This is a genomic window from Paenibacillus whitsoniae (genome assembly GCF_003955665.1).
GTDB lineage: Bacteria > Bacillota > Bacilli > Paenibacillales > NBRC-103111 > Paenibacillus_E > Paenibacillus_E whitsoniae.
Genome location: NZ_RXHU01000018.1, coordinates 104,727 through 128,450 on the forward strand (window position 1 = coordinate 104,727; position 23,724 = coordinate 128,450).

Here is a 23,724-nt window from a genome sequence, read left to right on the forward strand (position 1 = left end):
CTACACTCCTGATTCTGTTATGCCTTTTGTGCCGATATGCAGCGCCGCGACCCCGCCTGTCAACGGATAAGCTTGTACGTGATCAAGCCCGTTCTTGGCAAAAATCGCCGCAAGCTGCTTATGATCGGGGAAGCTGACCAACGATTCCGGCAGCCATTTATACTGCTCGTAGCGTTTTACGAGAATTTTCCCCAAAAACGGCAGCACCTGCTGAAAATAAAAATAATAAATCGACTTAAACGGCTGCCACGTCGGCTTGGACAATTCAAGGGAGACGACGAGCCCCCCCGGCTTCACAACACGCCTCATCTCGCGAATGACCTGCTCGAGGTCCGGCACGTTCCGCAGCGCAAACCCGATGGTCGCGTAGTCGAACGTGTTATCTTCGTACGGCAGTTGCATCGCATTGCCTTGGACGAGTTCGATCTGCTTCTCCAAATGCAGCTCCTTGATTTTACGAGCGCCGACATCCAGCATGTTCTGGCTGAAGTCAAGCCCGATCATTCGGCCCGTACCGCTGGCCTGTGCCAGAGAAATGGTCCAGTCGCACGTGCCGCAGCACAAATCGATCGCCGTTTGCCCCGGCTTCACATTCATCTTGCGCATTGTAAACTTGCGCCACGCTTTGTGTCTGCGAAAGCTAAGAATACTGTTCATCAAGTCGTACTTAGGCGCGATACTCTCGAAAACGCCGTGTACAAACTCTTCCTTCGATTTTTTCTTCGTACTCACATTCGATTTCGTTGCAGTCATATCGGACTCTCCTCAAATTTCTTCCAGTACTTTCGGCTGTTTCCCCGTGATACGCTGGAACGGCTCGCTTATGTGAAAGAGTTCACTAATAAGCTTATCCGACGCAAGCAGCTTTACTGCGGCATGGAATTGCTCCGTCTGCACGCGCAGCAGTTCAACAAGCTGTGAAGTAATTTGATGCTTGTTCAACAGCGTCCGAACCTTCGCTGGATCGAGCTGATCCTGCTGCAATTGCTTGCGCTCGTCCTTGGCACCGTGCTGAAGAATATGCCAGAAGCCCCAGCTGCCTTTGAAATTGGCAATCGATTCCGAACGAAAAATTTCTTCGAGCAGTTGCTCACATCTTGCATAGCTGCGCATAATTTGCGGCCAAGCATGTCCGTGCGCTTCGGTCAAAATTTCTGAAAAAGACAAAAACAGCTGAGATTTGATTTCCACCATATGGTGAAGGTAATCTTCTGCCGTCAATTTAAGCTGCTTCATTTTCGTATACACGTTCATCTTGACACGGTTTACTTCACAGATGGCGCCGGAAAGCTGCTTAATCATTTCAATTTGACCCGCTCCCGCCAGCAGGTTGTAGAACCGCGAACTGAAATAATCCCCGGCCAGTACTTTCAGCTGCCGTGATCTCGCGGCTTTCTTCTCCTTGACGTCGTTGGTCACCGTGACCATGTCGTGTGTATCCAGACCTAATTGGACAAGAGATGCCGCTAAAGTAAAAAGCTCGCTGGATGCACGAAGTTTGCTGTATTCGTTCAAGAAGGCGTACAGCAGACGCGTACGCATTTCAGGAAACTCCGGCAAATCCGTGTGAATTTGAATCATGTCATATTCCGTGTACTGCTTGGCGATCTCTGGGATCCGATAAGAATTCATGCAAAAGCCTCCGTAGCCGTATGCCAAATATCTTCGTCTATGCTCGATTACCTCAATTCAAATCATTATATCATAACACGGAAACGGAAGCACATAATTATAGCGGATATTTTTGCTGCCATTTGGAGGTGTAGGTGATCCGGAACCGATTTTGCAGCTCCTGCTCGAGTTGAATGAGACTGAGGTCGCCGGCACGCTTCTCCATATCTTTTCCAAACTCGCGCTGAGCAACCATGGCAAGCACAAGCTGAGAAGACGCCGCGTCGGAGCCGCCGGAATAATCCATCACGCGCACGAACACCTGATCGACGTTTTTCGTCTGATTCAGCATCGCCTGCGAGAGCGTATACAGATCGCGATAGACCGTGACGGTATCTGCGTTTTTTGGAAGGCTGAGGTCGAGAGAGAGCCGCGACATACTGAGTTCGACTCTGCGTATTCGCATCTGCAGCGGAACCTGCACGAGCATATCCGCCAAATTCTTATCCGTCAACTGGCCGCCGCGGTGGCTCGACCACGTATATGGGGAGCTGCTCTCCGTATTTAGCTCCATGTTGGACAGCAAGGAAAGCCCCAGCGCCATCGCCGTGGAAATTCCGATCGTCAGAACAATACGCATGGTCCACTTCATGTCCCTACCTCCTTGTTCTCGTTCGCAGGGTGCGCCCGCATACAAGCCCTATACACCATTGTACAAAGAAAAAAAGCAGGCTATGCCTGCTTTGTCCGCTTAACCTGCGATTATTATTCTTCCGTATCCACAATGCCGTATTTCGTCATAATGACAGCCTTGCCTCTAACCTTGACTGCGGAAGTATGCTCGGTGAACTGAGCGATCATCACTTCTCCTTTATCCAACTTCTCGGTATGGTGAAACCGTGTATCCTGCCCGCGCGTCAGGCCGATGACATGCACGCCGTTGTCCTTGGCTTTGATCACGAAATATTCGTTGCCGTTCGCATTCATTTGATTGGTTTTATTCGATTGTTCCATAGCCATCCTCCGTTCTTCCCTCACACAACCGCTTATGCTAATGATGCCAAAAAAAGGCGCCCAAAGTCAACCCGATCTTGTGAAATGACGCCTTACATCGAAGCTTTGGCCGATGAGCTAGGCTGTTTGGCTGCGTAAAACTGCTTGAATTTGGCCGGCAACGCCCTGTTCGTGGCCACACGGATCAGCAAATCGGACAACTTAACAGTCCCGTAAGCAAAGAGCATGCCCGCGAATACATCGATAAGCCAGTGGATTTGCAGGTACAGCGTTGAAAAAATGATCGCCGCACAGTAAGTCACCATCATCGTCTTGAAAATGCGGTCCTTCTCCCGCAGGGCGAGCAGCAGCATCGCAAAAGAAATCGACGTATGCATGCTTGGAAAACAATTCATCACCGCGACCAACAGCGAATTCTCATCCGCAAACACCCGGTGCAGCAGATCAGGCTGCTTGTTCACATACCAAACCTCGTGCAGCAGAATCAAGTTGTAGAACGGTAAAATGAGCGGAAATTGCAGCATATGGCCTGAAAGTGCATACGACAGCATTTTTTTGATGCTGCGCGTCCAGAAGCTTCGGACGATACAAATCCAGAGCGAGAGTACGAAACCGTAGTTATAAATCCAAACCATCGCGCGATCCAGAAACGGATTGGCGATCCATCTGGCCCAACCGCCGGTATTCAGCGGAATCGCGTTCATGTACGCATCCCAATGCCATGGGTGACGGTTATTTTCAAACATCCAGTTCGCTATTTTCCACCAGAAGCCGTTGCCTGTGCCGTAGAAGTAATAAAAGACGCCGAGCAGCGGAATGCCAAACAGAAAAAAACGCTTCCAATCCACATCAATTTGATCCCTCCGAACGCCAAGCAAGCAGATCATCAACAGCAACCAGCATTCGGTGCTCCAGTTGCCGACCGTTCCGATCCGCCAAATTAGAAAAATCGAAGCGATCGTGCCATACATCGTCCAGTCTAATGATTTTACATAGTCTAGTCGCTTTCCACTAATCAATGTTCTTCCCCCATATCTTTCTCTTTGATGTTCGCTTCTTGAACCAAAGAAAAAGACATCGCCCATACGATGTCTTCTTCTAATCGGAGTAACACGATTCGAACGTGCGACCTCACCCACCCCAAGGGTGCGCGCTACCAGGCTGCGCCATACCCCGTCAGATGCAATCTGTTGTAATTATAAAATCAGTTCATGAAATTGTAAAGAAATTTCCACCAAAGCTCAAAAAAGCCGCAACCGCTCGAAAGCGATTACGGCTTTATGCTTATGTAACAGAAATATCGCGAAGTACCCGCTACTTATTGGATACCGTCTTTCAGTGCTTTACCTGGTTTAAACGCAGGGATTTTGCTAGCCGGGATTTCGATTTCATCACCAGTCTGTGGGTTACGTCCTTTACGAGCGGAACGTTCACGAACTTCGAAGTTTCCGAATCCAACCAGTTGTACTTTGTCCCCGCTTTGCAGTGCTTCGGAAATTGCGTCGAAAACAGCATCAACCGCTTTCGTTGCATCTTTCTTGGAAAGCTCAGAGGTTTCAGCAACCTTATTAATCAATTCAGATTTATTCATGCCATTCACCTCCCCCTAAGATAAATCTCGCTTCCTGTTACTTCCTGTTTTCACCGTTTCTTCGGAAATTATACATCAACCTCAGAAAAAACGTTGATTTTGCTAGTAAAATAACTTCTTGAAAGCAGACGAATAAATTCATAGTAATATACTTAGTAGTCAATTTCAAGTATCAAATTCCATAATCTGTGTGCAAATCTGCTATTTTACGACAAAAAACACTCTTTCGAGTGTTTTTAATCGATCTAGGGTTAAAGAATAATCGCGATAAGTCCGCCGGAACCTTCGTTGATGATGCGTCCGAGTGTTTCCTGCAGCTTGTATCTGGCATTGTCCGGCATTTGGGCCAGCTTCCCTTGAATGCCCTCGCGCACGATGGAGTGCAAGGATCTGCCGAAGATATCCGACTCCCAGATTTTCAGCGGGTTGTCTTCAAAGTCCTGCATCAAGTAGCGCACAAGCTCTTCACTTTGCTTCTCGGTGCCGATGATTGGCGAGAACTCCGACTCGACATCGACGCGGATCATATGAATGGAAGGTGCCGTCGCCCGCAGTCTCACGCCGAATCTAGAGCCTTGACGGATAAGCTCCGGCTCATCCAGCGCCATTTCCGCAAGCGTAGGCGGCGCGATGCCGTAGCCTGTCGTCTTGACCATTTCAAGCGCCTCGGCGAACTGATCATACTCCCGCTTCGCGTGCGTAAAGTCCTGCATCAACTGGAGGAGATGATCCTTGCCGCGAATCTCGACGCCGACAACCTCCATCAGAATGCGGTCGTACAGTTCATCCGGCGCAAAGAGGTCAATTTCGGCAACCCCTTGCCCCATGTTGAGCCCGGCAAGTGCCGCTTTATCGATGAATTCGTAGTCGGCGAACTGGCTGACCACACGGTCCACGTCGCGCAGACGACGAATATCTTGAACCGTATCCCGCACGGAAGCTTCGAATTGCGAGCGCAGCCAGTGCTTCTCTTCCAGCACCATGACCCAGCTCGGCAGATTCACATTCACTTCGTGCACAGGGAACTCGTAGAGCACCTCACGAAGCACAGAAACCATTTCCTCTTCCCCTGCGCTCGCGACACTCATCGTCACCACAGGCACGTCGTAACGGCTTTGCAGCTCGCTGCGAAGTTCCAGCGCCGGCTCACTGTTTGGCTTTTGCGAGTTGATTATCACAATGAACGGTTTACCGACTTCTTTCAGTTCATTAATGACGCGTTCTTCCGCAAGCACGTAGGAAGAGCGCGGAATATCCGAAATCGTGCCGTCTGTCGTAACGACGACGCCTAATGTTGAATGCTCTTGAATGACTTTGCGCGTACCGATTTCCGCCGCCTCTTGAAACGGAATCGGCTCATCGAACCATGGCGTATTAATCATGCGAGGTCCGTTCTCGTCTTCATAGCCTTTGGCGCCATCGACTGCATAACCGACACAATCCACAAGGCGAACGTTTACGTTCAGCCCCTCCGCCACAGAGATTTGCACCGCCGTATTCGGAACGAATTTCGGCTCCGTGGTCATGATCGTGCGGCCAGCAGCGCTCTGCGGGAGTTCATCGGTAGCCCGGATCCTATCCGCTTCGCTTTGAATGTTAGGAAGCACTACAGATTCCACAAAACGTTTGATAAAGGTTGATTTGCCTGTGCGGACTGCGCCGACAACCCCCAGGTAAATATCCCCTCCTGTGCGTTCTGCAATGTCCTTAAAGATATCCACTTTCTCCAAGAGAATCCCTCCTACAGTTTGGTCGTCAACTGACGCTAGAGACGGTAACAATTGACTACTCGTACATTCATTTGGACTAGTAAGAAATATATGTACTTTCGATAGAAATATGATAGATGCGAACCAACTTTTTTTTCGCTCATATTTTTATGAAGCACACACGCAGGCAGACGTTCACCTGAACCAAAAACTCACCACATTGAATGAATATATGATTGTCGCAGAACCGTTATTCTCCCCGCAAGAAAAAAACCTTCCTGCTCCAGAAGGAGCATAGAAGGTTCTCTATCTTCATTTAAGGCTGCGCCATCGGCATCGGCTGGTTGTTCTTCCAGACGTACGCCGTGCTGCGAATCGGCACAAAATAGGATTGTTCTACCAAAATATGGCGCAAATCTTCATCGGGCTTCAATGTATTCGCCAAGCTGCCGCTTTGCACTGCCTGGTTAATATCCATGGCATAGTCGATGGACACCTCGCCCGTCTGTTTATTGACGATATACGAGATAAGGTTTTTCCGATTGTAGACAGACTTGATCTCTTTCGCCTTCAGACCGAGCTTCGTCACATCTACGTAATTGAACAACTCGTTGATCGCAACGCCCTCGGGTTGATTGCCGCCGTGCTTCACGATGTAATCGTTCATCTTCTGCTGCACGTCGTCGACGCTTTGGTAGGCCGATAGATCCATAAGCTTCACTGTCGGCTTCGTCTCGGGATCCACCAGCACATACATGAAAATACCGCCGCTCTCAAAGCTATTGGCCGGCACCGTGCTTAGTAGATTTGATTTTTGCAGCTTGCCGAAATCAATGACATATTTTTCATATAAAGGCGTATTCATCTCGCTGTTTTTGATCGGAAGCACGCCGGTTTTGCTATGATACGTATCGATCGCCTGCTGAACCACCGTTATAAATTCACCGGGATTGATCTGGTTCTCTTTGCGAAGCTCCTGCGGGTACATACACCCGCTTATCGCGAGCATGACCAGCAAAGTCAGAACGAGCCCAGGCCATTTTCTGCTTAATCTCCTTTTCAACATGCGTCCATCCTTACTTTTTCTTGTTAAAATAGGTCGTCATCCATCGCTTGCCGCGCAAGCTGCGCACGTATGGCCGCTTTCAGCGGGTCTTCCGGTACGATGGCCTGTACGGGACCGATCACGCGCGCCTGGCACGCCAGACGCGTTCCGTCGTCCGCCAGCGTGCCGAGCTTCAGCCGCTCGTTCACATTCATCGGTGCGAGGCCGCTTTGATCGTGCACCTGAACCTTGCACATCAAGCAAGCGGCCTTGCCGTCGCAGCGCGTCCGAATATTTACGCGAGCTCTGCGCCCCGCATCCAACAGCGTCGTTCCAGCTCTCACGCTGATACGCTTGTCGTCGGGTAAGAAGTGCACCTCTGTCTCTTTCATTCGTTCACCTTCTCCGCAAAGTGCCGATGGCTACACCTTCGCCCCCAACACTCGCTCCAAATGTTCCATAAATTCGTGGCTCCACGCATTCCTTTGCAGCAGCGCGTCCAACGCAGGCCGATGTTTCTCCGGTTCTGCCATCATCGACTTCGCGATAGGCTCATAGCGGTCCGGACGTTCGCGCAGCACATTAAAGAGCAGCTCATGTGCGAGAGGCATAAGGCCGATCTCTACGCCGCTGAGCTGGATTCGCCGCGCGAGATGCCCGGCCAAGTACGAAACTTCCACCTGATAGCGCGAAGACAGCGCCTTCACTTGAAAATCGCCGACCACTTCAACAGCCGTGCCTTCAATCGCATAATGGCTTAGCTTGGAGGCGTAGATCGGCGACTCGTTGAAGCAAGGCGTATCCGTTGCAAACGCCTTTAAACGCTCGTGCACCGGCATAACGGCTGCCTCATCGATATAAATGTCCAAGTCTCTTGGACGTCTGCCGATATCCACATGCTGCATCAGCAGCCCGCAGCTTCCCCCGATTAACCATGGCAGGCCATGATCGCGCTGCAGCCTTGTACAAATGACCGAGATCGCAGGGAGAATAGGCTCCAGCAAATCCACAATGCCCACACCTTTCAAACTATCTTTTTAAAAATAAGGTTTATGGGTCACGGAAATGTTCCCCTCTTGTCTCACAACGCATTGGCACGCCAATCGAAAGCCCTGTTCAAGCTCTTCGGGCTCCAGCCGATCCTCCTCTGCTTCCGTCGGCAACGCCAGCAGCTCACGGCCTTCCGCCACATAGCAGCGGCAGCGCGCACAGGTTCCTCGCGTACAGGAGAAGCCCCATTCCACATTTTCCTTCAGCGCATGGTCAAGCAGGGTCAGGCCCGTATCAACCGCAACTTCCTTCTGACCTTTGCGCGTCTTCAATACCAACATTTCGCTTATCCCTCCCGCTAGAACATCGACAGCAGCATTAGGATTATAATCGGAACGAACAGAATAAAGGCGATAAAAGATAAAATCCCGCGCCATACGCCGGTTGTTCTCGTTCTTGCGTAAGTAATGAGCACGCAGGCGACCACCATGAGTCCCATGGCCACTAACGAGGCCCACATTTTGTCCATACTTGACATCGTCTTAACTCCTTATGTAACCATTGTAAAAATAGATCACCTGTAAGTATAGCACACAACAAGAAAAAAAGCATAAGGGAAGCTAGCTTCCCTTATGCTTACTTGTTCTTGCCGAGCATCATGTTCATCAATTGCTGCATGTTGTTCGTATCGAGCTTGCTGCTCTTCACAGCCTGCACAATATCGTTCACCGTTTCTTCGGATACTTTGACATTGACGAGGCCCGACACTTGCTTGATTAATTGACGCAATTGCGTCTCGCTCTGCATCGTCGACGGCTTCACGCCGCTCGCCAATCTTTCAATATCCTTCGAGGTCACGGATTTCCCCGTTTTTTTCTTCACCACATTGAGAACGTCTTTCGACAAGTCCTTATTCGCCACTTCATCCGCCTCCCTATAAATGACAACCACTTATAAGGTATAGTATGAATGCGGAGAAGATCTGGTGTAGGCTACTTCCATCCATTTGTGAGCGTGTCGCTCGGAAGTTCTTCCATTTCATGCGTGCGCACGCGGCCCATCAGATCCATCGCCGCCAGCCGCGGTGATTTATCCTCAAAAAGCACGTTATGTAATTCTCGGGTGATCGGCATCTCCACCTCAAAACGATTCGCCAGTTCATATGCCGCTTTCGTTGTTTTTACACCTTCAACGACCATGCCCATATCGTTAAGCACTTGGCTCAGCGGGATACCCTGCGCGATCTGGTTGCCCGCCCGCCAGTTGCGGCTATGTTTGCTTGTGCAAGTGGCGATGAGGTCGCCAATCCCCGCCAGGCCCGCAAACGTCAGCGGATTCGCGCCCATCGCGGTGCCAAGGCGCGCGATTTCCGCGAGGCCTCGCGTGACGAGCGCCGCTTTGGCGTTGTCCCCAAAGTTCAGGCCGTCGGTGAGGCCGGCGCCGAGCCCGATAATATTTTTCAGCGCGCCGGCGACCTCGACACCGGTGACATCCGCATTCGTGTACACACGGAAATACCCGTTAATGAACAGGTCCTGCGCAGCCTCCGCAGCCTGCAAATCCTGTGCCGCCACGACGACGGTCGTCGGCCGCTTCAGCACGACTTCCTCCGCATGACTCGGTCCGGACAGCACGACAAAACGTGTCGGATCGCACTCCGGCAGTTCCTCCGCCATCACTTCGCTCATGCGTTTGAGCGAGCCCGCCTCAAACCCTTTCGTCGCGTGAATCAGCAGCGCGTCCGCTTTGAGAAACGGGCGAATCTGCGAAGCTACGTCCCGCATGCCCGAAGAAGGCACAACCATGATGACCGCGTCGGCATCCTCCACGGCTTCCTGCAACGAAGAGGTCGCCTTGATAAGCGGCGACAGTACTACGTCTTTGACGTAACGATGATTCGTATGTTTATCGTTAATTTCCTGCACTTGCTCTTCGCTCCGAGCCCAGAGCAGCACATGCCGTCCGTTCTCCGCCAAGACGGAAGCAAGCGCCGTCCCCCAGCTTCCCGCTACAAGAACCGAAACTTTCTTTAACATAGGTTTCCTCCTGACGCATTAAGCTCTTTTCTGACCCAGCTTGTTCTCTTTCCCCTGAATCAGCTTGACAATATTCGTACGGTGACGAATGAAGGCAAACACGCAAAGCAGAATGCTAATCCACACGATTGGTATCGGCCGGTCCATTCCCCAGAGCAAGAAAGGTAAAAGAGCTGTAAGAATGAGGGAACCGAGCGAGACGAATCGAGTGACTGCAATAATTACAATCGCCGTGATGCCGGCAATCAGGGTCGGAAGGAACGCCAAGGTCGCCATTACGCCGATCGTTGTCGCAATCCCTTTGCCTCCCCGGAACCCGAAATACACCGGCCAGTTATGGCCGATAATCGCTGCGAGACCGCAGAGGACGCGGATCCATATATGATCCGGCCCCGATGCGGCCCATACGCCGAGCAGCACTGCGGCGACGCCCTTAAAGCCGTCCAAAAGGAGCACCAGTATCGCCGGCCCTTTGCCAAGCACACGTAGCGTATTGGTCGCGCCTGCGTTGCCGCTCCCGTGCTTGCGAATATCGATGCCTTTGAACCATTTGCCAAATAAGTAACTAAAACTGACGGAACCCAGCAAATAACTTGCAACAATGGCAAGGATGGATAGCATTGTGCAACAGCTCCTATTCTTTATCCGATGATTTTCTGCGACTCAAAATACGAATCGGCGTCCCTTCGAAGCCGAAGGCAGCGCGAATTTTGTTATCGAGATAACGCTCGTATGAGAAATGCATGAGCTCCGGCTCGTTCACGAACAGCACGAACACCGGCGGCTTCACGGCAACTTGCGTCGCGTAATTGATTCGCAGGCGCTTGCCTTTATCCGTTGGCGGCGGCGTAAAAGCAACCGCATCGGAGATGACATCGTTCAGCAAATGCGTTTGCACGCGAAGCGCATGATTCTCCGCCACCTGAATAATAACCGGCAGCAGCTTGTGCAGGCGCTGCGTCGTCTTGGCCGAGACGAATACGACCGGCGCATAGCTGAGGAACAAGAAATGATCGCGGATCGTTTGGGTGAACTGCTGCATCGTTTTATCGTCTTTTTCCACAATATCCCATTTGTTAACAACGATGATGACAGCTTTTCCTGCTTCGTGCGCATAGCCGGCAATATGCTTGTCCTGATCAATGATGCCGTCTTTGCCGTCGATAACAACCAGGATGACGTCTGCGCGCTCAATGGCCTTCATGGCGCGCATTACGCTGTACTTTTCCGTATTCTCATACACTTTGCCGCGCTTGCGCATGCCAGCCGTATCGATGATGACGAACTTCTGTCCGTCGCGTTCAAACGGCGTATCAATCGCATCGCGCGTCGTGCCCGCCACCTCGCTGACAATGACGCGTTCCTCGCCAAGAATCGCATTGGTCATGGACGATTTGCCGACGTTCGGACGGCCAATCAACGCGAACTTGATGACCTCGTCGCCATACTCCTCGTCCTTTTTGTCCGGGAACAGATGGCATACTGCTTCAAGCAAGTCGCCGATGCCGATGCCATGCGAGCCCGAAATCGCGACCGGATCTCCGAAGCCCAAGGAATAGAACTCATAAATATCGTCCTGACGTGCCAAATTATCCACTTTGTTCACGGCGAGGACAACAGGTTTCTTCGATCGGAACAACAGTTGGGCGACCTCTTCGTCCGATGGAGTAACGCCTGCCTTGGCGTCGACCATGAACACAATGACGTCCGCTTCTTCAATCGCAAGTTCCGCTTGAACGCGCACGGATTTCATAATCGCGTCTTCTCCCTCAATTTCAATACCACCGGTATCGATGACGGAGAAGGATGTATCTAACCATTCGCCAACGCCGTAAAGACGATCGCGAGTCACCCCTGGTTTATCTTCTACAATCGCAAGCCGATCCCCTACGATTCGATTGAAAATGGTGGATTTGCCGACATTCGGTCGGCCTACTATAGCAAGTACAGGTCTAGCCAATTTCCTTCACTCCTTCGACTTCCATGCAGTCATGGAAAATTACGCAACTTACATCATAACAAAAAAGGAACGACTTGGCTAATCACTTTTGGTAAAATCAGTGTTTCACCAGAATCATTGTACCGTTTTTCAAATCGTGAGCGTTGGCATCGAGCGTTTTCTCAAGCAGAAAGGAGAGCCGCTGAAGTTCCTCTTCCTTATCTACGACGAAAATCGGCGCCCCGCCTCCTACCCGATCCTTCTCCATCGTCACGATCGCCATAATCTGTGCCATAGGGCTTCAGCTTCCTTTCCTTGCATTAACGCCAGCTTCGGACGGCATACGCACAGCGCTTTCCAGCACGGGAATGCGATGCAGCGCCGTAAGCGTTTTCGCTTCATCTTTTTCCTGCAGCAGCAGAAGAAGACCAACCGTTCCCGAGTCCATGTCGAGCTTCGCCATTTGCCGCAGGGACGGCTCTCCTTCATCGCGATACGCGCCAAAGAGCGTAGAGATGTCGTGCATAATCGCCTGCCGCTGGCCGACATGCGACAAGGTGACGCGGGCGTTGCGGTTTTTCGGCTTCAGGAGAAAGCCTTGACCGTGCTGCATGATTTTCTGGCGGCTGTCTTCCAGACCGACATTCATTATATATACAGGTCCAACATAAACGTCAGGCCCCTCAAGCCGAATAGGTACAGGCTCGATGTCGGCCACTTCCGCCAGATTGCTGCCGGATTTAAAATGATTCGACACCAGGATCGAAGCTGCGCCTGCGGCAATTCCCCAGTACCAAGGGAACACAATGCTGAACAGCGATGCCAAGAATGCCGTCAAAATGACGAGATAGTTGCGCCCTTCAAACACCATGGCGATGCCCTCGATATAGGTAGCACCTCTGGGGACGAGCTCTTGCTCATCAACCTTGCTCAAACTTTGACGCTCCATATTGCGTACATCGCGGAACTGCTGCGCCGCAAGGGTAAGGAACGTCACAGCCGTATAGTTTTTCTCCAGCAGTGCCGGTACGGCTACAGCACCCAAACCGGCCGCGATAACACCAAGAGAAATATGAATGATTTTCCCATGCGGATAGGTCGGATACTGCCGATAATCCGTCCGCAGCATATTTAATCTCGCCGCTATCCCCAGCACAACGCCAATGACAATCCCAACGGTATACCGGTGCGCAAGAAACCAATCCATCATGCTATCTGCCTCCGTTTCGTTCAAATAGACTACGTAATAAGGATCTGCAGCCCGTATAAGCCGCTTGCAGTACAATCGTAAGTGTGCGCGCAAGGAATATGGACAACCACCATTGATCCTGAAAGGCTGCGTAGCCTAATCGGTGATACCCGTCGATCTCGCGAATGCCTGCCTGGTACAGATCACCGATCACATAACCCAATGAAATGGCAGCGAATTGCTCCCAGCAATTTCGCTGCACCGCGACGGCAACGACCGCAATGATGGCAGCCGATTCCCATGCCGGGTTACGGATAATCAGAATCGGGTCCATTTCCAGGAGCTGCTGCAGCAAAAAATGTAAAGAACCTAGCAATAATCCAATGGAGAGCAGATGCACTTTGTGAACAATTCCTTGCGTCCTATATAAAATGAGGAAGCTCAAGGCTGCAATCAGCGCATACACCAGCCTGACATGGACATTCTCCACCGTCACGGTTAATCTTGCGCTAACGATCCATGAGGCAAAAAAAAGAAGCAAGCGTTGATGAGAAACACCGCCGACATACAGCGTTTTCCAGCCGCTGGCCAACAAGATCAACGTGATGCTCATTAAAATGAACGACAAATAACCGGAATTCATAATCCAACCACCCTACCTCCGGAAGCGGCACAGTCCGCTCTCTCCGCTCCCTCGGATCTTCAGGCTTCGTTCCACTTCGGAAGGAAGCCCTTACTGATCCTTAGTATGGCAAGAAATTGTTTATTTACTCCGATTTCCACGTCTGGCATATGGGGATATATCGATCCCTCGCGCTTCGCACCATCCGGCGGTTTCCCCGCCAATCACGACGGGACAGTCGCTTAAAGCTTCGACCGTGCTTGCGCCTAATGCGGTCATAATGAGTATGAGTCCTTGATGCAGGTCATCAGCCAACCGATGAAGCGCCTCCGTGCCTTCCTTCTGTAGAACGCCTAGAAAGACGCCTGCCATGCCCACCGCCGAAGCCCCAAGGGCTAATGCCTTCACGGCTTCCAATGCGTTCGTAATCCCGCCGGAGGCAATAACGGCTCCGCGCGGATACACGGACAGCGTCTCCAATAAGCTCATACTGGTCGGCGTCCCCCAATCGTTCAGCCACTCCAGTGCCGAAGCGGCCGGCCGTCTAGCATTTTCGATGGCAGCGAAGTTCGTGCCCCCATAGCCTCCAACGTCCACGATACGAACGCCGATCTCCTGCAACTGCTTAGCGTTGTCGCGTGATATGCCGAACCCGACTTCCTTGACGATAACAGGAACGGACACATGACGAACAATCGCTTCAATCCTTCTCAACATACCTTCAAAACTGCGATCGCCCTCCGGCATGATCAGTTCCTGCATCACATTCAAATGAATCTGCAAAGCGTTAGCTTCGATCATATCGACCGCCCGAAGCGCTTGTTCGACAGTCGCCTCGCTTCCCAAATTTCCGAAAATAACGCCGTTCGGGTTTTCCTGCCTCACAACCTGATAGCTCGACGCAACTTCGCTATTCTTGATGGCCGACATTTGGGAACCGACAGCCATCGGAAGCCCTTTTTCCCGAGCGAGAATGGCCAGTTCCCGATTAATGCGTGCTGTCTCATGAGCCCCGCCGGTCATCGCATTAATTAAAATCGGCGATCTCATAACGAGATCGCCGATTGTCGTAGCTAATGCGATGGAATCCATAGATGACTCGGGGAGACAGTTATGCACAAGCTTGATGTCCGCTAAGCCTTGCCGGCGGGATTGACCAAGCTCCAGCGCGTAATGGACATGCTCCATTTTGCGTGAGATGCGCATATCGATGTCCTCCTCAGCAATAGGAATCCGATTAGTTTTTGAATTTGGACAATTTGTCGCCGAAACGCTCGCCAAGTGTCAAAGACATACCTTGGTTGTTAAGCGATACGTTTTCGTTGCCGGCGATTTCTTTTTGGTGGCTCGCGCTGTTCCCGCGATCACGATCGCCTCTCGGTTGTCTTTCTCTTTCCGGTTTCGCGGAAGCCGCCGGTGCTGCAGGAGCTTCTGGGGCCTCTTCCGTTTCTTTGATGCTCAGGCTTACGCGTTTCTCGCCAGCATTGATTTCCAAGATTTTCACTTGAACTTCTTGGCCTTCTTTCAGCACTTCATGAGGTGTGCCGATGTGACGGTGCGCGATTTGAGAAATATGCACCAAGCCTTCAATGCCAGGAGCAATTTCAACGAATGCCCCGAAAGCCGCCAAGCGTTTAACCGTTCCTGTAACGATGTCTCCGCTGTTGAACTCACGCTCAACGCGCGCCCAAGGACCTTCTTGCGTAGCTTTAATGCTCAAAGAGATCTTATCGTTGGCAGGATCCAGCTTCAGCACTTGTACTTTGACTTTGTCGCCTTCTTTGACAACGTCGGACGCCTGAGCTACATGATGCCATGCCAACTCGGAAATATGTACCAGACCGTCGATGCCGCCGATGTCAACAAATGCGCCGAATTGCGTCAGACGTTGAACCGTTCCGTCGAGTACTTGACCAACGGAGAGACCTTCGATGATTTTCTTTTTGTTTGCTTCGTATTCTTCATCCAACACATCTTTTTGGGAAAGGATAACTTTGTTTTTCTCGCGGTCGATTTCTTTCACGCGAAGACGCAATGTACGGCCTTTATAGTCGGAGAAATCTTCGACGAATTGACGTTCAACCATGGAAGCCGGCACGAAACCGCGAACACCGATGTCCACGACCAGACCGCCTTTAACCACTTCTGTAACAGCCGCTTCAATAATTTCTTTGCTGTCCAGTTGGCCTTGCAGCGTTTCCCACGCTTTGGAGTTGTCGACAACCTTTTTCGCAGAAAGAACAAGCGTTTCTTTCGCGTCGTTGATCGAAACTACTTTCAGTTCCACTTCTTGTCCAAGCTCAGCGGAAGCCAACTCGCGAACCGCGATAACGCCATCATATTTATAACCGATGTCAACCAAAGCCTGATCGGCGTCCACTTTCACGATTTTACCTTTAACCGTTGCGCCTCTTTTCAGTACAGGCACGTTGTTCAGCGCTTGCTCGGCATCTGCTTGAGAAACCGCCTCTTGAGATTCTTGCGTTTGATCTTGAACTTTTACTTCTTCTGACATGGATTACCCTCCTCAATTGACTACCAAAACTTAAATAAAAGAATTTATAAGTCACAAAGCAAATGGAAGACATCTACTCTGTTTCAAACAATGGGACGTTCCTAACGTTATATGGATAGTATAATTCCAAGGGCTCGATTCCATACATCCCCGTACCTGTTACTTGTAACTGGCATGTAAACGACGAATCTCTTTCATAATGACGTCCGTCGCCTGTTCCAAATCTTCCGAGCTTGCCCCGGCATACGCGCTCAAATCAAGCGGTTTGCCATATACGATCGTCATCCGGCGAAAAATGCTGTAGTTGCCGATAATCGCAACTGGCACGACCGCTGCTCCGGCTTTCAGCGCTAGGCTAGCCGCGCCTTTCTTCCCCATGCCGCCCGCATTACTGCGGCTGCCTTCAGGGAATACGCCAAGCATATTGCCGTCTTTAAGCAATTGTACAGCCAATCGGATCGATTCTCGGCTAACGCCGCCGCGCTTCACAGGGAAAGCGCCGACTTTCGTAATCAAAGTTCCGAACAGAGGAATATCGAACAGCTCGGCCTTGGCCATAAAATGTACCATCCGCCGAAGCGGCGTACCTAAAATAGGAGGATCCAGCAAGCTTGTATGATTACCGCACAGCACGACTGCGCCCTGTGCAGGAACATTCTCCACACCGATTGCACGCAATCGAAAAAACAAGCCGAAAAACAGACGAAACAAGAATCTTCCGATGCGGTAAAGCACTTATTTGCCACCTCCGACTTTGTCCTTGCAAAGTCCAAGGATTTCCTCGACAACTTCTTCGATCGTCATGGAAGTGCTGTCCATCAACACAGCGTCATGGGCACGGCGCAGCGGCGAAATTTCTCTGGCTTCATCCAGTTGGTCCCGGCGCGCAATATCCTGCTCCAACTCGCTCAACGTCATGGTGCCAGTACCGCTTTCCTGCAGCTCCTTAAACCGGCGCTCCGCCCGCTTCGATACGCTTGCGGTTAAGAATACCTTAATTTCGGCATCCGGTATGACGTGCGTACCGATGTCCCGGCCGTCCATGACAACGCCTTTGGACTTCGTCATCTGCTGCTGCAGCGCGACAAGCGATTGGCGCACGGCCGCATAGCTTGCGATCAGGGAAACGTGGGTCGTCACAGCCGCCGAACGAATTTCTTTCGTCACATCGGTGCCGTCCACAAATACCTGTTGCCCGCCTTCGCCCGGAATCAACTTGATGTCCATCCGATTCACAAGCTTGGCTACTTCATCTTCTTGCTCGGGTAACAGCCCCTCATGCTGCACTTTCCACGTTACTGCCCGATACATGGCCCCTGTATCCACGTAAACAAAACCAAGCGCTCCGGCGACTAGCCTCGCGATGGTGCTCTTACCGGCTCCAGCTGGACCATCTATGGCAATATTGAACTTATCCAAGCTGCTGTTCCTCCCTAACGAATTGCAGACTACCTGCTTACAAACTTAAGTAAAAAAAGCAGGCACTTGCCTGCTAGTTCCTTAAAAATTATACCACACTACCCGTCTATATGCAAAACCTGGGTTTGGCCCATGAAGGAGTGCCGCCCCTTAAGGTTCCTTCCTGGAAGGGGCCGGCGCGGGCAAATAAGGCTGCCCTTCCAACGGGTCTACGCGGGTCACATGTCTTCTGATGTATGTATTTTGCAGCAGCGCCTGCACGAGAATCAGCAGCGCCAAACAAGCGATTGCAGTTCGAATGATCACCTTCTCGACCTTTGCCGAGAATTGCACAAACATCCGCTCGTACGTTTTCGACTTCTCATCCGCATCTTGCGACATTGCTCTTCACCTGCCAGCATCGTCATTATGCATAGCAGTATACCCTTCCCGTGAAGCGTCAAACCTTAGCGCTTGCGGAAATCCATCTGCCGCTCGAAGCAGAAGCGAATCAGCTTTTGCCGCTCGCGATCCGCGATGTCCGAGAAACGCACCATTACAAGCTGCTTGCCGGTCTCTAGCGCCTTCACGCGCACGACCTCACCAACGAATGGGATGTGCTCGATCAAGCCGTTTTTGAACGGAGCAAGCAGCCAACAGGACACACTGGCGCCGAGCCCGACGGGGATATTTCCTTCACAGATAAAGGAAATCCCGCCGCCTCCGACATCTTCGGTAATGCCAATAAATTGGAGCTGCTCGGACACTTTTACCGCAATCTCCAGCTCGGCCAACACCCGCAAGAAATTGCGGCGCTGCACTTGCGTAATCGCATCTGGCTCCGGCTTGCGAAGCTCCACCTGACGGATCACATCCTCGCGGAAAGAGGTCACAACCGTTGAGAAGTAGTGCTTGACCCCGTCTTGCGACAAGTAAAACGCGCTGATTTCATCGCCCTGGAACAGCTTCTTCAATCGGCCCGTCTTCTCGTTGATCGGAACTTCGATCAGAATGGATTCAGCTGTCACATCGGTAATTCTCGCTTTATATTCCACTTTGGCTTCTTCATCATCAATGGAATTCATTTGCATATGTAAAATCTGGTTGACATTAGGCAGCAAAATTCGCACCCCCGCGACATAATATGACTCGATTATATCACGAGCGGACTTCGACTCGCACTAAAAAAAGAAGCAGGGGCATCCCCCCGCTTCTTTACATCGACTTTTTCTGATCCTGCGCGGCCTGAGCTTGCTCCTGCCGGATCGTTTCAATTTTTTCCTCAAGGCCCATATCCGCATTAATAAAGATACGGTAAATGTTCTTATTCATTGTGCCGATGAATTCGTAGCACAGCACTTCTTCATCCAAATCATTTTTAATCACGGCCAGCGTCTGACCCGACACTTTCATATTGGCGCTAAGTTGTTTTCGCGCTTCATCCGCCGTCATTTTCGGTTGGCCGATCTCGCGTTTTTTCTGACTATAGATGTACTCCGTCGCTTGCAAGCCCATCACTTCCAGGTTATCCAGCGCCACCTTCACGGTGAGCTGCTCCGGATAGATCGTCACATCTTTTTCACGTTTTGCAAAATGAATCGTTGCCAGGTTCTGATACTGGTCGTAGCTGACCGCGCTCATATTCTTATACTCGTGCTGGTCCAAAAACTCGTTCGCCACGTCGCGCGCTTGACGCAAGTTGAATTTCGCCGTCGGCACGTCGCGCGACTTCATGAAGTACACGAGATGACCGCCCTTTTTCGTAAAATCGAGTTGAATATCCGCTTGCGCTTTATCCGGACTTGGCACGACGACGCTATAACTTTGATGCTCCGGGGCGTTACCGCCGTTTTGAACGACTTTGATGCTAGGTGAATCGGGGACACCGAGGAACTGGATCGCTTTTTGCTTAATCTGATCGGCCGTCATCTCGTTACCGGAGAGCATTTTCACATCATGCTTGGAAAACACCGTCACACCTGATGTTCCCCAATTCAGCTCGTCGTAGGCGCCAACCTTTTTGTCCACAATGGTAAAACCGTCGATGATCGCATTATCGTGCACCTCATTCTCAGAAGCGAGGGCCGACTCCACATCCATCCAGCGAAGATTGTTCGCGATTACTTTCTCTTGAACACCGCGAATTTGTTGTGTAATCTCCGACGAATGGTTATAAAGCGTGTTCAGCGTTTTGACTTCGTCCTGCGTCAACGGCTGTTTGGTCATATCCCGCACGGACATTTTGTACGAGAAATTCGCCATGTTCGCCAGAAAGTCCTCGGTTTTGTTAAAAGGCAGAAGCATCAGCGGCAGCTGGGTAATATCGCTCTGCGCCTGGCTGGTCAGGCGCCAGACGTTGACCAGTCCCTTCCGGTAAGAGGAGGAGGACGTCTCGTTCACCGCCAGCGTATTGCCGAGCTCCGTATGTAATTTATCCATGTGAAAGGAGAGATCGTGAAAAGCCCGCTGGTACTGGTTCTCGGCTTTAATTAGAATGGTGTTCTTCTCCTGGTGCTCCAGATACCCCCAGACGCACGCCCCGATCAGAGCAATAACCAAAAATGGAAACATGACGATACTTAGTCTTTTATACACACTGCTGCTCCTTTCCAACCCTAATCTTGCGCTTAGTTTTTGCGCGGGGAGACAGGATTATGCAGAAAAGGAGACAAAAAAAGAGGTCTATTCTGAAAGAATAGCCTCTTGCTACACGTCCGTCTCAATTTCAAAATCGTGCTCGTTGCTGCAAATGCATTGCCGAAAACCGGTTTCGATTTTGTCTTTTTCTCTTTTGCCGCGCAGCACAAATTTCTCTCCGCACATGCGGCAGCGAATCTTCACTTTTACACGGGGTGACAGCGTCGTCATAAATTCCACCTTTCCGGCAGCCTGCGAATTGATTGACAGGATTTACCTCTCAAGTGTCATTATGACCCAATTTCGTTCATCTTAATCTTCTCGTCCACCGTTACAGTGTGAAGCGGCGAATACGAATTGGCCCGGTTCACCCTCCACAAGGATCGAATCCAGAGAAGCGCCATAAACGGGAGCATGACCCAGACCCAACTGGTCTTGAACACGAGCAAAATGTAGTCAAAGCCGCCATGCCAAAGCATCGGCAGCAGCATGGAAAACCACAGATACCGGTATCTGTGATTTGGCGAAAACTTGGCCTTGCCCATGTAATAGCCCATCATTACACCAAACAGTGCATGACCGGAAACCGGCAAAAGCGCCCTCATCAATAAGGCAGAAAATGAAGAAGCGTTCAGGAACGCGTAAATGATATTCTCGAGCGTTGCAAAACCAAGACTGACCGCAACGGCGTACACGATCCCGTCATAAGGTTCGTCAAAGGCTTCATGCCGTAAAATAATGTGGTACAGGATCAGCCATTTCAAAAACTCCTCAACGCCGCCGGATAAGAAAAAGGACGAAACTAGCGTGCCTTCGCCAAATTCTTGGATTAGCGCCTGCTGGAGAACCATGGTCGGATAAACAAGCAGCACGCCGAAAACAAACATGCGAATCACCAGGTGAATCGGTTCCGGCGCATAGCGGTCTTTCAAGTAAAAATACGAGAGCAGTGCGAGTCCCGGGGCTACGGCTGCCAAGACAATTGGCATTATATGCATCAGCCCTTCCCCCTTTGTTGACAGATGTATCCCTATTATAAACGTTCGCTTCCCACTTTGCTATGCATTTGACTGAAGCTTTATCATCCGGATTGCTGGAAACAGAAACAAGCACCTGCAAAAACGGACGTTTTTGACAGATGCTTGTTCCATTCTGGATTAAAAAGATCGTACTTATTTGAAATGGCGGCAAAGCACTTTGACGGCGTCATCCGCAATAATCGTTTTGCCATATTCCTCTAGTACAGCTTGCGTGACGGAAGCCGCTTCCCCAAATTCAGACAGGACCGCAATCAGCGCCTGATATTTGGTTTCTTCAAGCTCAACCGGCTCGAGCTGTAAAATATATTTCCCTTTGTAGGAATAAAGGGTCCCGCCCTCCATCAAAAGGGGATTGATTACTTTGGAAACACGCAGCAGATCTTCAAAATCTTTGAACGCATATGAAATCAGATCGCTTTGCTCAAGCGTCACTTCCATTTCGTACACTTCTTCCGCTTCCTGATCGTCGTACGCGTCGGAGCTCGCATACAAATCAAGCTTTCCTCTGGTCACAATAACAACCATTCCTTGGGCAGGAAGCGCAAACACTTCTACCGCAAGCGGGCCGGACGGGTCAAATCCGAGCTCGGAATAAGCTTGATCCATCATTTCGCTGAATAAATCGTGCACTTTCGGAATTTCTCTCCACATATCGTCCTTTTGAATTCCGCGTTCAGTTAAGTCATCGAATGTTAGGAAAATCCGTATCTTATCCTGACTTAAGCGTTCTATTTTCATGATAGGATCCTCCTTTGAGCTTTCCAGCGGGAAAGCATGCATCGAAAGCATGGTCATCTTATTAACAGAATATGTCGGTAAGATGAAAATGTGAACCAAGAAGTCAGAAATGGACGGGCATCCCTTCTTCCTCCTTGTTACCTATCATGTTATCACTAATTGCTGGCAAATGCACGTGCAAGTTATGTATAAACTAAAAAATACAGCCGGCTGTGCGAACAGCCGGACTGCTGGGCTTAGAGCAACCTTATTGAAAAGCCGTGCTGTTCATCTTGTTTTCATTCAAAATTTCGTTGACAGTCGATTTTAAATGGGCATCGTCTTTCACGATTTTTTCCACTTGATCGAGTCCGCCGGAAGCCGGCGGCGCAGAATTAAACGCCTTCGCACTGTTGGCTTCATGAGACTTGCTCATAAAGGAATCCTTCGCTTTATCCACTTTGTCCATCATCCTGCCCATCGAATTGTTGGATGAGCTGAATGCGGAAAACAGCATGGATTTGCTTTTCCGGTTCAAATACACGACGGCAGCAGCGCCGGCAATTCCGCCGAGCAAAAATGTACCTAGTTTCATTGGCTCTCCCTCCATGATACGTATTAGGAATCCTTCATAGGTTGTGCGGGATGTAGAGGAGCCATACGCGATGACCTGCTAGGAAAACATGGGAAGCCAGTCGCAGAGAATTTCTCCATGAAGTGTGGTACGATAAAGAGCGTTACTATTTACTGTATTTGAGGAGAAGACGCAAAAATGAAATCTAAAGCAGCGATTATGCTTCTAACGCTTACGTTTGTGCTGGCTGCCTGCTCGGCCGATCCTGCTCAAACGACTTCCACGGTATCTCCTGCACCGGCCACAGCCGCGGCTACCGCCACGACGCTGCCTACAGCCACACCAAGCCCGACGCCTACGGCGACACCTACGCCTTCCCCCTCGCCGACGCCATCTGAGGCTGCCGAAGTGCCGAAGACGTATCATATGAACAAAAATTATGACATCGTGCCGAACGATCCCGCAGGCAACAAAAAAGTCATTTTGCTGACGTTTGATGACGGCCCGAAGGAACTGGAGATGAACCAGTCCTTGATCGATATTTTGCATAAACACAAGGCGAAAGCGATCTTCTTTATGAACGGGTACCGCATCAAGCAAAAGCCGGAGCTCGTCAAGCTCGTGTATGACAACGGCAATTATATCGGCAACCACGCGTGGGATCACGATAATTTGAAAGACATGACGAATGAGAAAATCGACAAGCAGGTTGACGACGTGCAAGCCATCGTCAAAAGCCTGATCGGCGTTACGCCGCAGTTCTTCCGCCCGCCATTCGGCTCCGGCAACGATTATTTGAAAGCCAAGATCAAATCCGAAAAGATGCTCTACATGACCTGGTCCAACGGCTCGCTGGATTGGGAAATGACGAATAAAAATAACGACCCGAAAAAAGTGATTGAGAACGTCATGCAACAGCTTCACAGCGGCAGCAACATTTTGATGCATGAACTGCCTTGGACCGTATCGGCACTGGATGAGCTGCTGACCAAGCTTGAAGAAAAAGGCTACTCCTTCATCGACCCGGGTGCGATCGAGCTGGAAATGCGCTAATTTGCAAAAGAGACTCGCCCTGCAGCCGTATCGGCCGTCAGGGC

31 protein-coding genes and 1 tRNA gene are annotated in these 23,724 nt (G+C 50.6%); 1 reads left to right on the forward strand and 31 read right to left on the reverse strand.

All coding sequences use genetic code 11. From position 1 onward, the window contains the following. From EJQ19_RS07290 to EJQ19_RS07430, 31 genes are all read right to left on the reverse strand, one after another. Complete coding sequence (locus EJQ19_RS07290; RefSeq protein WP_126140545.1) at positions 1–753, reverse strand: demethylmenaquinone methyltransferase; 753 nt, start codon at positions 751–753, stop codon at positions 1–3. A 12-nt stretch (positions 754–765) separates the two neighbouring features. Continuing rightward, the gene (locus tag EJQ19_RS07295; protein ID WP_126140546.1) at positions 766–1,632 is read right to left on the reverse strand and encodes a heptaprenyl diphosphate synthase component 1; all 867 of its coding nucleotides are present in this window, start codon (positions 1,630–1,632) and stop codon (positions 766–768) included. Positions 1,633–1,729: 97 nt separating this feature from the next. Next, positions 1,730–2,263, reverse strand: coding sequence for a hypothetical protein (locus EJQ19_RS07300; RefSeq protein WP_126140547.1), 534 nt, complete (start codon positions 2,261–2,263; stop codon positions 1,730–1,732). Positions 2,264–2,376: 113 nt separating this feature from the next. After that, positions 2,377–2,598: a trp RNA-binding attenuation protein MtrB gene (gene mtrB / locus EJQ19_RS07305; RefSeq protein WP_126140594.1), complete on the reverse strand. Its 222-nt coding sequence runs from the start codon at positions 2,596–2,598 to the stop codon at positions 2,377–2,379. Between the two features lie 119 nt (positions 2,599–2,717). Further along, positions 2,718–3,644 carry a phosphatase PAP2 family protein gene (locus EJQ19_RS07310; RefSeq protein ID WP_241242783.1) on the reverse strand — a complete coding sequence of 309 codons (927 nt, stop codon included), beginning with the start codon at positions 3,642–3,644 and terminating at the stop codon, positions 2,718–2,720. A gap of 83 nt (positions 3,645–3,727) precedes the next feature. After that, a tRNA-Pro gene (locus EJQ19_RS07315) sits at positions 3,728–3,801 on the reverse strand. A 142-nt stretch (positions 3,802–3,943) separates the two neighbouring features. Next, positions 3,944–4,216 (reverse strand): HU family DNA-binding protein, encoded by a 273-nt coding sequence (locus EJQ19_RS07320; protein WP_126140548.1) that lies wholly within the window; start codon positions 4,214–4,216, stop codon positions 3,944–3,946. 251 nt (positions 4,217–4,467) lie between these two features. Continuing rightward, positions 4,468–5,946, reverse strand: coding sequence for a stage IV sporulation protein A (spoIVA, locus tag EJQ19_RS07325; protein ID WP_126140549.1), 1,479 nt, complete (start codon positions 5,944–5,946; stop codon positions 4,468–4,470). Positions 5,947–6,241: 295 nt separating this feature from the next. Next, positions 6,242–6,991: a hypothetical protein gene (locus EJQ19_RS07330; protein WP_126140550.1), complete on the reverse strand. Its 750-nt coding sequence runs from the start codon at positions 6,989–6,991 to the stop codon at positions 6,242–6,244. Between the two features lie 23 nt (positions 6,992–7,014). Beyond that, a complete protein-coding gene (locus EJQ19_RS07335; protein ID WP_126140551.1) occupies positions 7,015–7,362 on the reverse strand; it encodes a 2Fe-2S iron-sulfur cluster-binding protein in 348 nt (115 codons plus the stop codon). 30 nt (positions 7,363–7,392) lie between these two features. Further along, positions 7,393–7,980 (reverse strand): nucleotidyltransferase family protein, encoded by a 588-nt coding sequence (locus EJQ19_RS07340; RefSeq protein ID WP_126140552.1) that lies wholly within the window; start codon positions 7,978–7,980, stop codon positions 7,393–7,395. 27 nt (positions 7,981–8,007) lie between these two features. Continuing rightward, on the reverse strand, positions 8,008–8,301 hold the full coding sequence (locus EJQ19_RS07345) for a 2Fe-2S iron-sulfur cluster-binding protein (protein ID WP_126140553.1): 294 nt from the start codon (positions 8,299–8,301) through the stop codon (positions 8,008–8,010). Positions 8,302–8,318: 17 nt separating this feature from the next. Continuing rightward, on the reverse strand, positions 8,319–8,498 hold the full coding sequence (locus tag EJQ19_RS07350; protein ID WP_126140554.1) for a DUF2768 family protein: 180 nt from the start codon (positions 8,496–8,498) through the stop codon (positions 8,319–8,321). Between the two features lie 98 nt (positions 8,499–8,596). Beyond that, positions 8,597–8,881 (reverse strand): stage VI sporulation protein F, encoded by a 285-nt coding sequence (locus EJQ19_RS07355; RefSeq protein ID WP_126140555.1) that lies wholly within the window; start codon positions 8,879–8,881, stop codon positions 8,597–8,599. Between the two features lie 71 nt (positions 8,882–8,952). Continuing rightward, on the reverse strand, positions 8,953–9,996 hold the full coding sequence (locus EJQ19_RS07360; protein WP_126140556.1) for an NAD(P)H-dependent glycerol-3-phosphate dehydrogenase: 1,044 nt from the start codon (positions 9,994–9,996) through the stop codon (positions 8,953–8,955). Between the two features lie 18 nt (positions 9,997–10,014). Further along, entirely contained in the window at positions 10,015–10,617 is a 603-nt protein-coding gene (plsY, locus tag EJQ19_RS07365; RefSeq protein ID WP_126140557.1) for a glycerol-3-phosphate 1-O-acyltransferase PlsY, read from the reverse strand. Positions 10,618–10,630: 13 nt separating this feature from the next. Next, on the reverse strand, positions 10,631–11,956 hold the full coding sequence (gene der / locus EJQ19_RS07370) for a ribosome biogenesis GTPase Der (RefSeq protein WP_126140558.1): 1,326 nt from the start codon (positions 11,954–11,956) through the stop codon (positions 10,631–10,633). A 97-nt stretch (positions 11,957–12,053) separates the two neighbouring features. Beyond that, positions 12,054–12,230 carry a capping complex subunit for YIEGIA gene (locus EJQ19_RS31740; RefSeq protein WP_164716364.1) on the reverse strand — a complete coding sequence of 59 codons (177 nt, stop codon included), beginning with the start codon at positions 12,228–12,230 and terminating at the stop codon, positions 12,054–12,056. 6 nt (positions 12,231–12,236) lie between these two features. Continuing rightward, positions 12,237–13,145 (reverse strand): YIEGIA family protein, encoded by a 909-nt coding sequence (locus tag EJQ19_RS07375; protein WP_126140559.1) that lies wholly within the window; start codon positions 13,143–13,145, stop codon positions 12,237–12,239. Between the two features lies 1 nt (position 13,146). After that, the gene (locus EJQ19_RS07380; protein ID WP_126140560.1) at positions 13,147–13,767 is read right to left on the reverse strand and encodes a YphA family membrane protein; all 621 of its coding nucleotides are present in this window, start codon (positions 13,765–13,767) and stop codon (positions 13,147–13,149) included. A gap of 120 nt (positions 13,768–13,887) precedes the next feature. Beyond that, entirely contained in the window at positions 13,888–14,952 is a 1,065-nt protein-coding gene (gene fni / locus EJQ19_RS07385; RefSeq protein ID WP_126140561.1) for a type 2 isopentenyl-diphosphate Delta-isomerase, read from the reverse strand. Positions 14,953–14,983: 31 nt separating this feature from the next. Beyond that, positions 14,984–16,261, reverse strand: coding sequence for a 30S ribosomal protein S1 (gene rpsA / locus EJQ19_RS07390; RefSeq protein WP_126140562.1), 1,278 nt, complete (start codon positions 16,259–16,261; stop codon positions 14,984–14,986). Positions 16,262–16,420: 159 nt separating this feature from the next. Next, positions 16,421–16,996 carry a lysophospholipid acyltransferase family protein gene (locus tag EJQ19_RS07395; RefSeq protein WP_126140563.1) on the reverse strand — a complete coding sequence of 192 codons (576 nt, stop codon included), beginning with the start codon at positions 16,994–16,996 and terminating at the stop codon, positions 16,421–16,423. Then, positions 16,997–17,680 carry a (d)CMP kinase gene (cmk, locus tag EJQ19_RS07400; protein WP_126140564.1) on the reverse strand — a complete coding sequence of 228 codons (684 nt, stop codon included), beginning with the start codon at positions 17,678–17,680 and terminating at the stop codon, positions 16,997–16,999. Positions 17,681–17,830: 150 nt separating this feature from the next. Then, complete coding sequence (locus EJQ19_RS07405) at positions 17,831–18,061, reverse strand: hypothetical protein (RefSeq protein WP_126140565.1); 231 nt, start codon at positions 18,059–18,061, stop codon at positions 17,831–17,833. Between the two features lie 65 nt (positions 18,062–18,126). Then, complete coding sequence (locus EJQ19_RS07410) at positions 18,127–18,789, reverse strand: flagellar brake protein (RefSeq protein ID WP_338143324.1); 663 nt, start codon at positions 18,787–18,789, stop codon at positions 18,127–18,129. Positions 18,790–18,874: 85 nt separating this feature from the next. Next, positions 18,875–20,254 carry a germination protein YpeB gene (ypeB, locus tag EJQ19_RS07415; protein WP_126140567.1) on the reverse strand — a complete coding sequence of 460 codons (1,380 nt, stop codon included), beginning with the start codon at positions 20,252–20,254 and terminating at the stop codon, positions 18,875–18,877. A gap of 111 nt (positions 20,255–20,365) precedes the next feature. Next, positions 20,366–20,527, reverse strand: a complete 162-nt coding sequence (locus EJQ19_RS31745) for a hypothetical protein (RefSeq protein ID WP_164716365.1) — start codon at positions 20,525–20,527, stop codon at positions 20,366–20,368. A gap of 59 nt (positions 20,528–20,586) precedes the next feature. Then, positions 20,587–21,294 carry a glutamic-type intramembrane protease PrsW gene (gene prsW, locus EJQ19_RS07420; RefSeq protein ID WP_126140568.1) on the reverse strand — a complete coding sequence of 236 codons (708 nt, stop codon included), beginning with the start codon at positions 21,292–21,294 and terminating at the stop codon, positions 20,587–20,589. Between the two features lie 174 nt (positions 21,295–21,468). After that, positions 21,469–22,074: a genetic competence negative regulator gene (locus tag EJQ19_RS07425; protein WP_126140569.1), complete on the reverse strand. Its 606-nt coding sequence runs from the start codon at positions 22,072–22,074 to the stop codon at positions 21,469–21,471. Positions 22,075–22,321: 247 nt separating this feature from the next. Next, positions 22,322–22,648 carry a hypothetical protein gene (locus tag EJQ19_RS07430; RefSeq protein WP_126140570.1) on the reverse strand — a complete coding sequence of 109 codons (327 nt, stop codon included), beginning with the start codon at positions 22,646–22,648 and terminating at the stop codon, positions 22,322–22,324. Positions 22,649–22,825: 177 nt separating this feature from the next. Between EJQ19_RS07430 and EJQ19_RS07435 the strand changes: the two genes are divergently transcribed. After that, positions 22,826–23,680 carry a polysaccharide deacetylase family protein gene (locus tag EJQ19_RS07435; protein ID WP_126140571.1) on the forward strand — a complete coding sequence of 285 codons (855 nt, stop codon included), beginning with the start codon at positions 22,826–22,828 and terminating at the stop codon, positions 23,678–23,680. Positions 23,681–23,724: the final 44 nt, after the last annotated feature.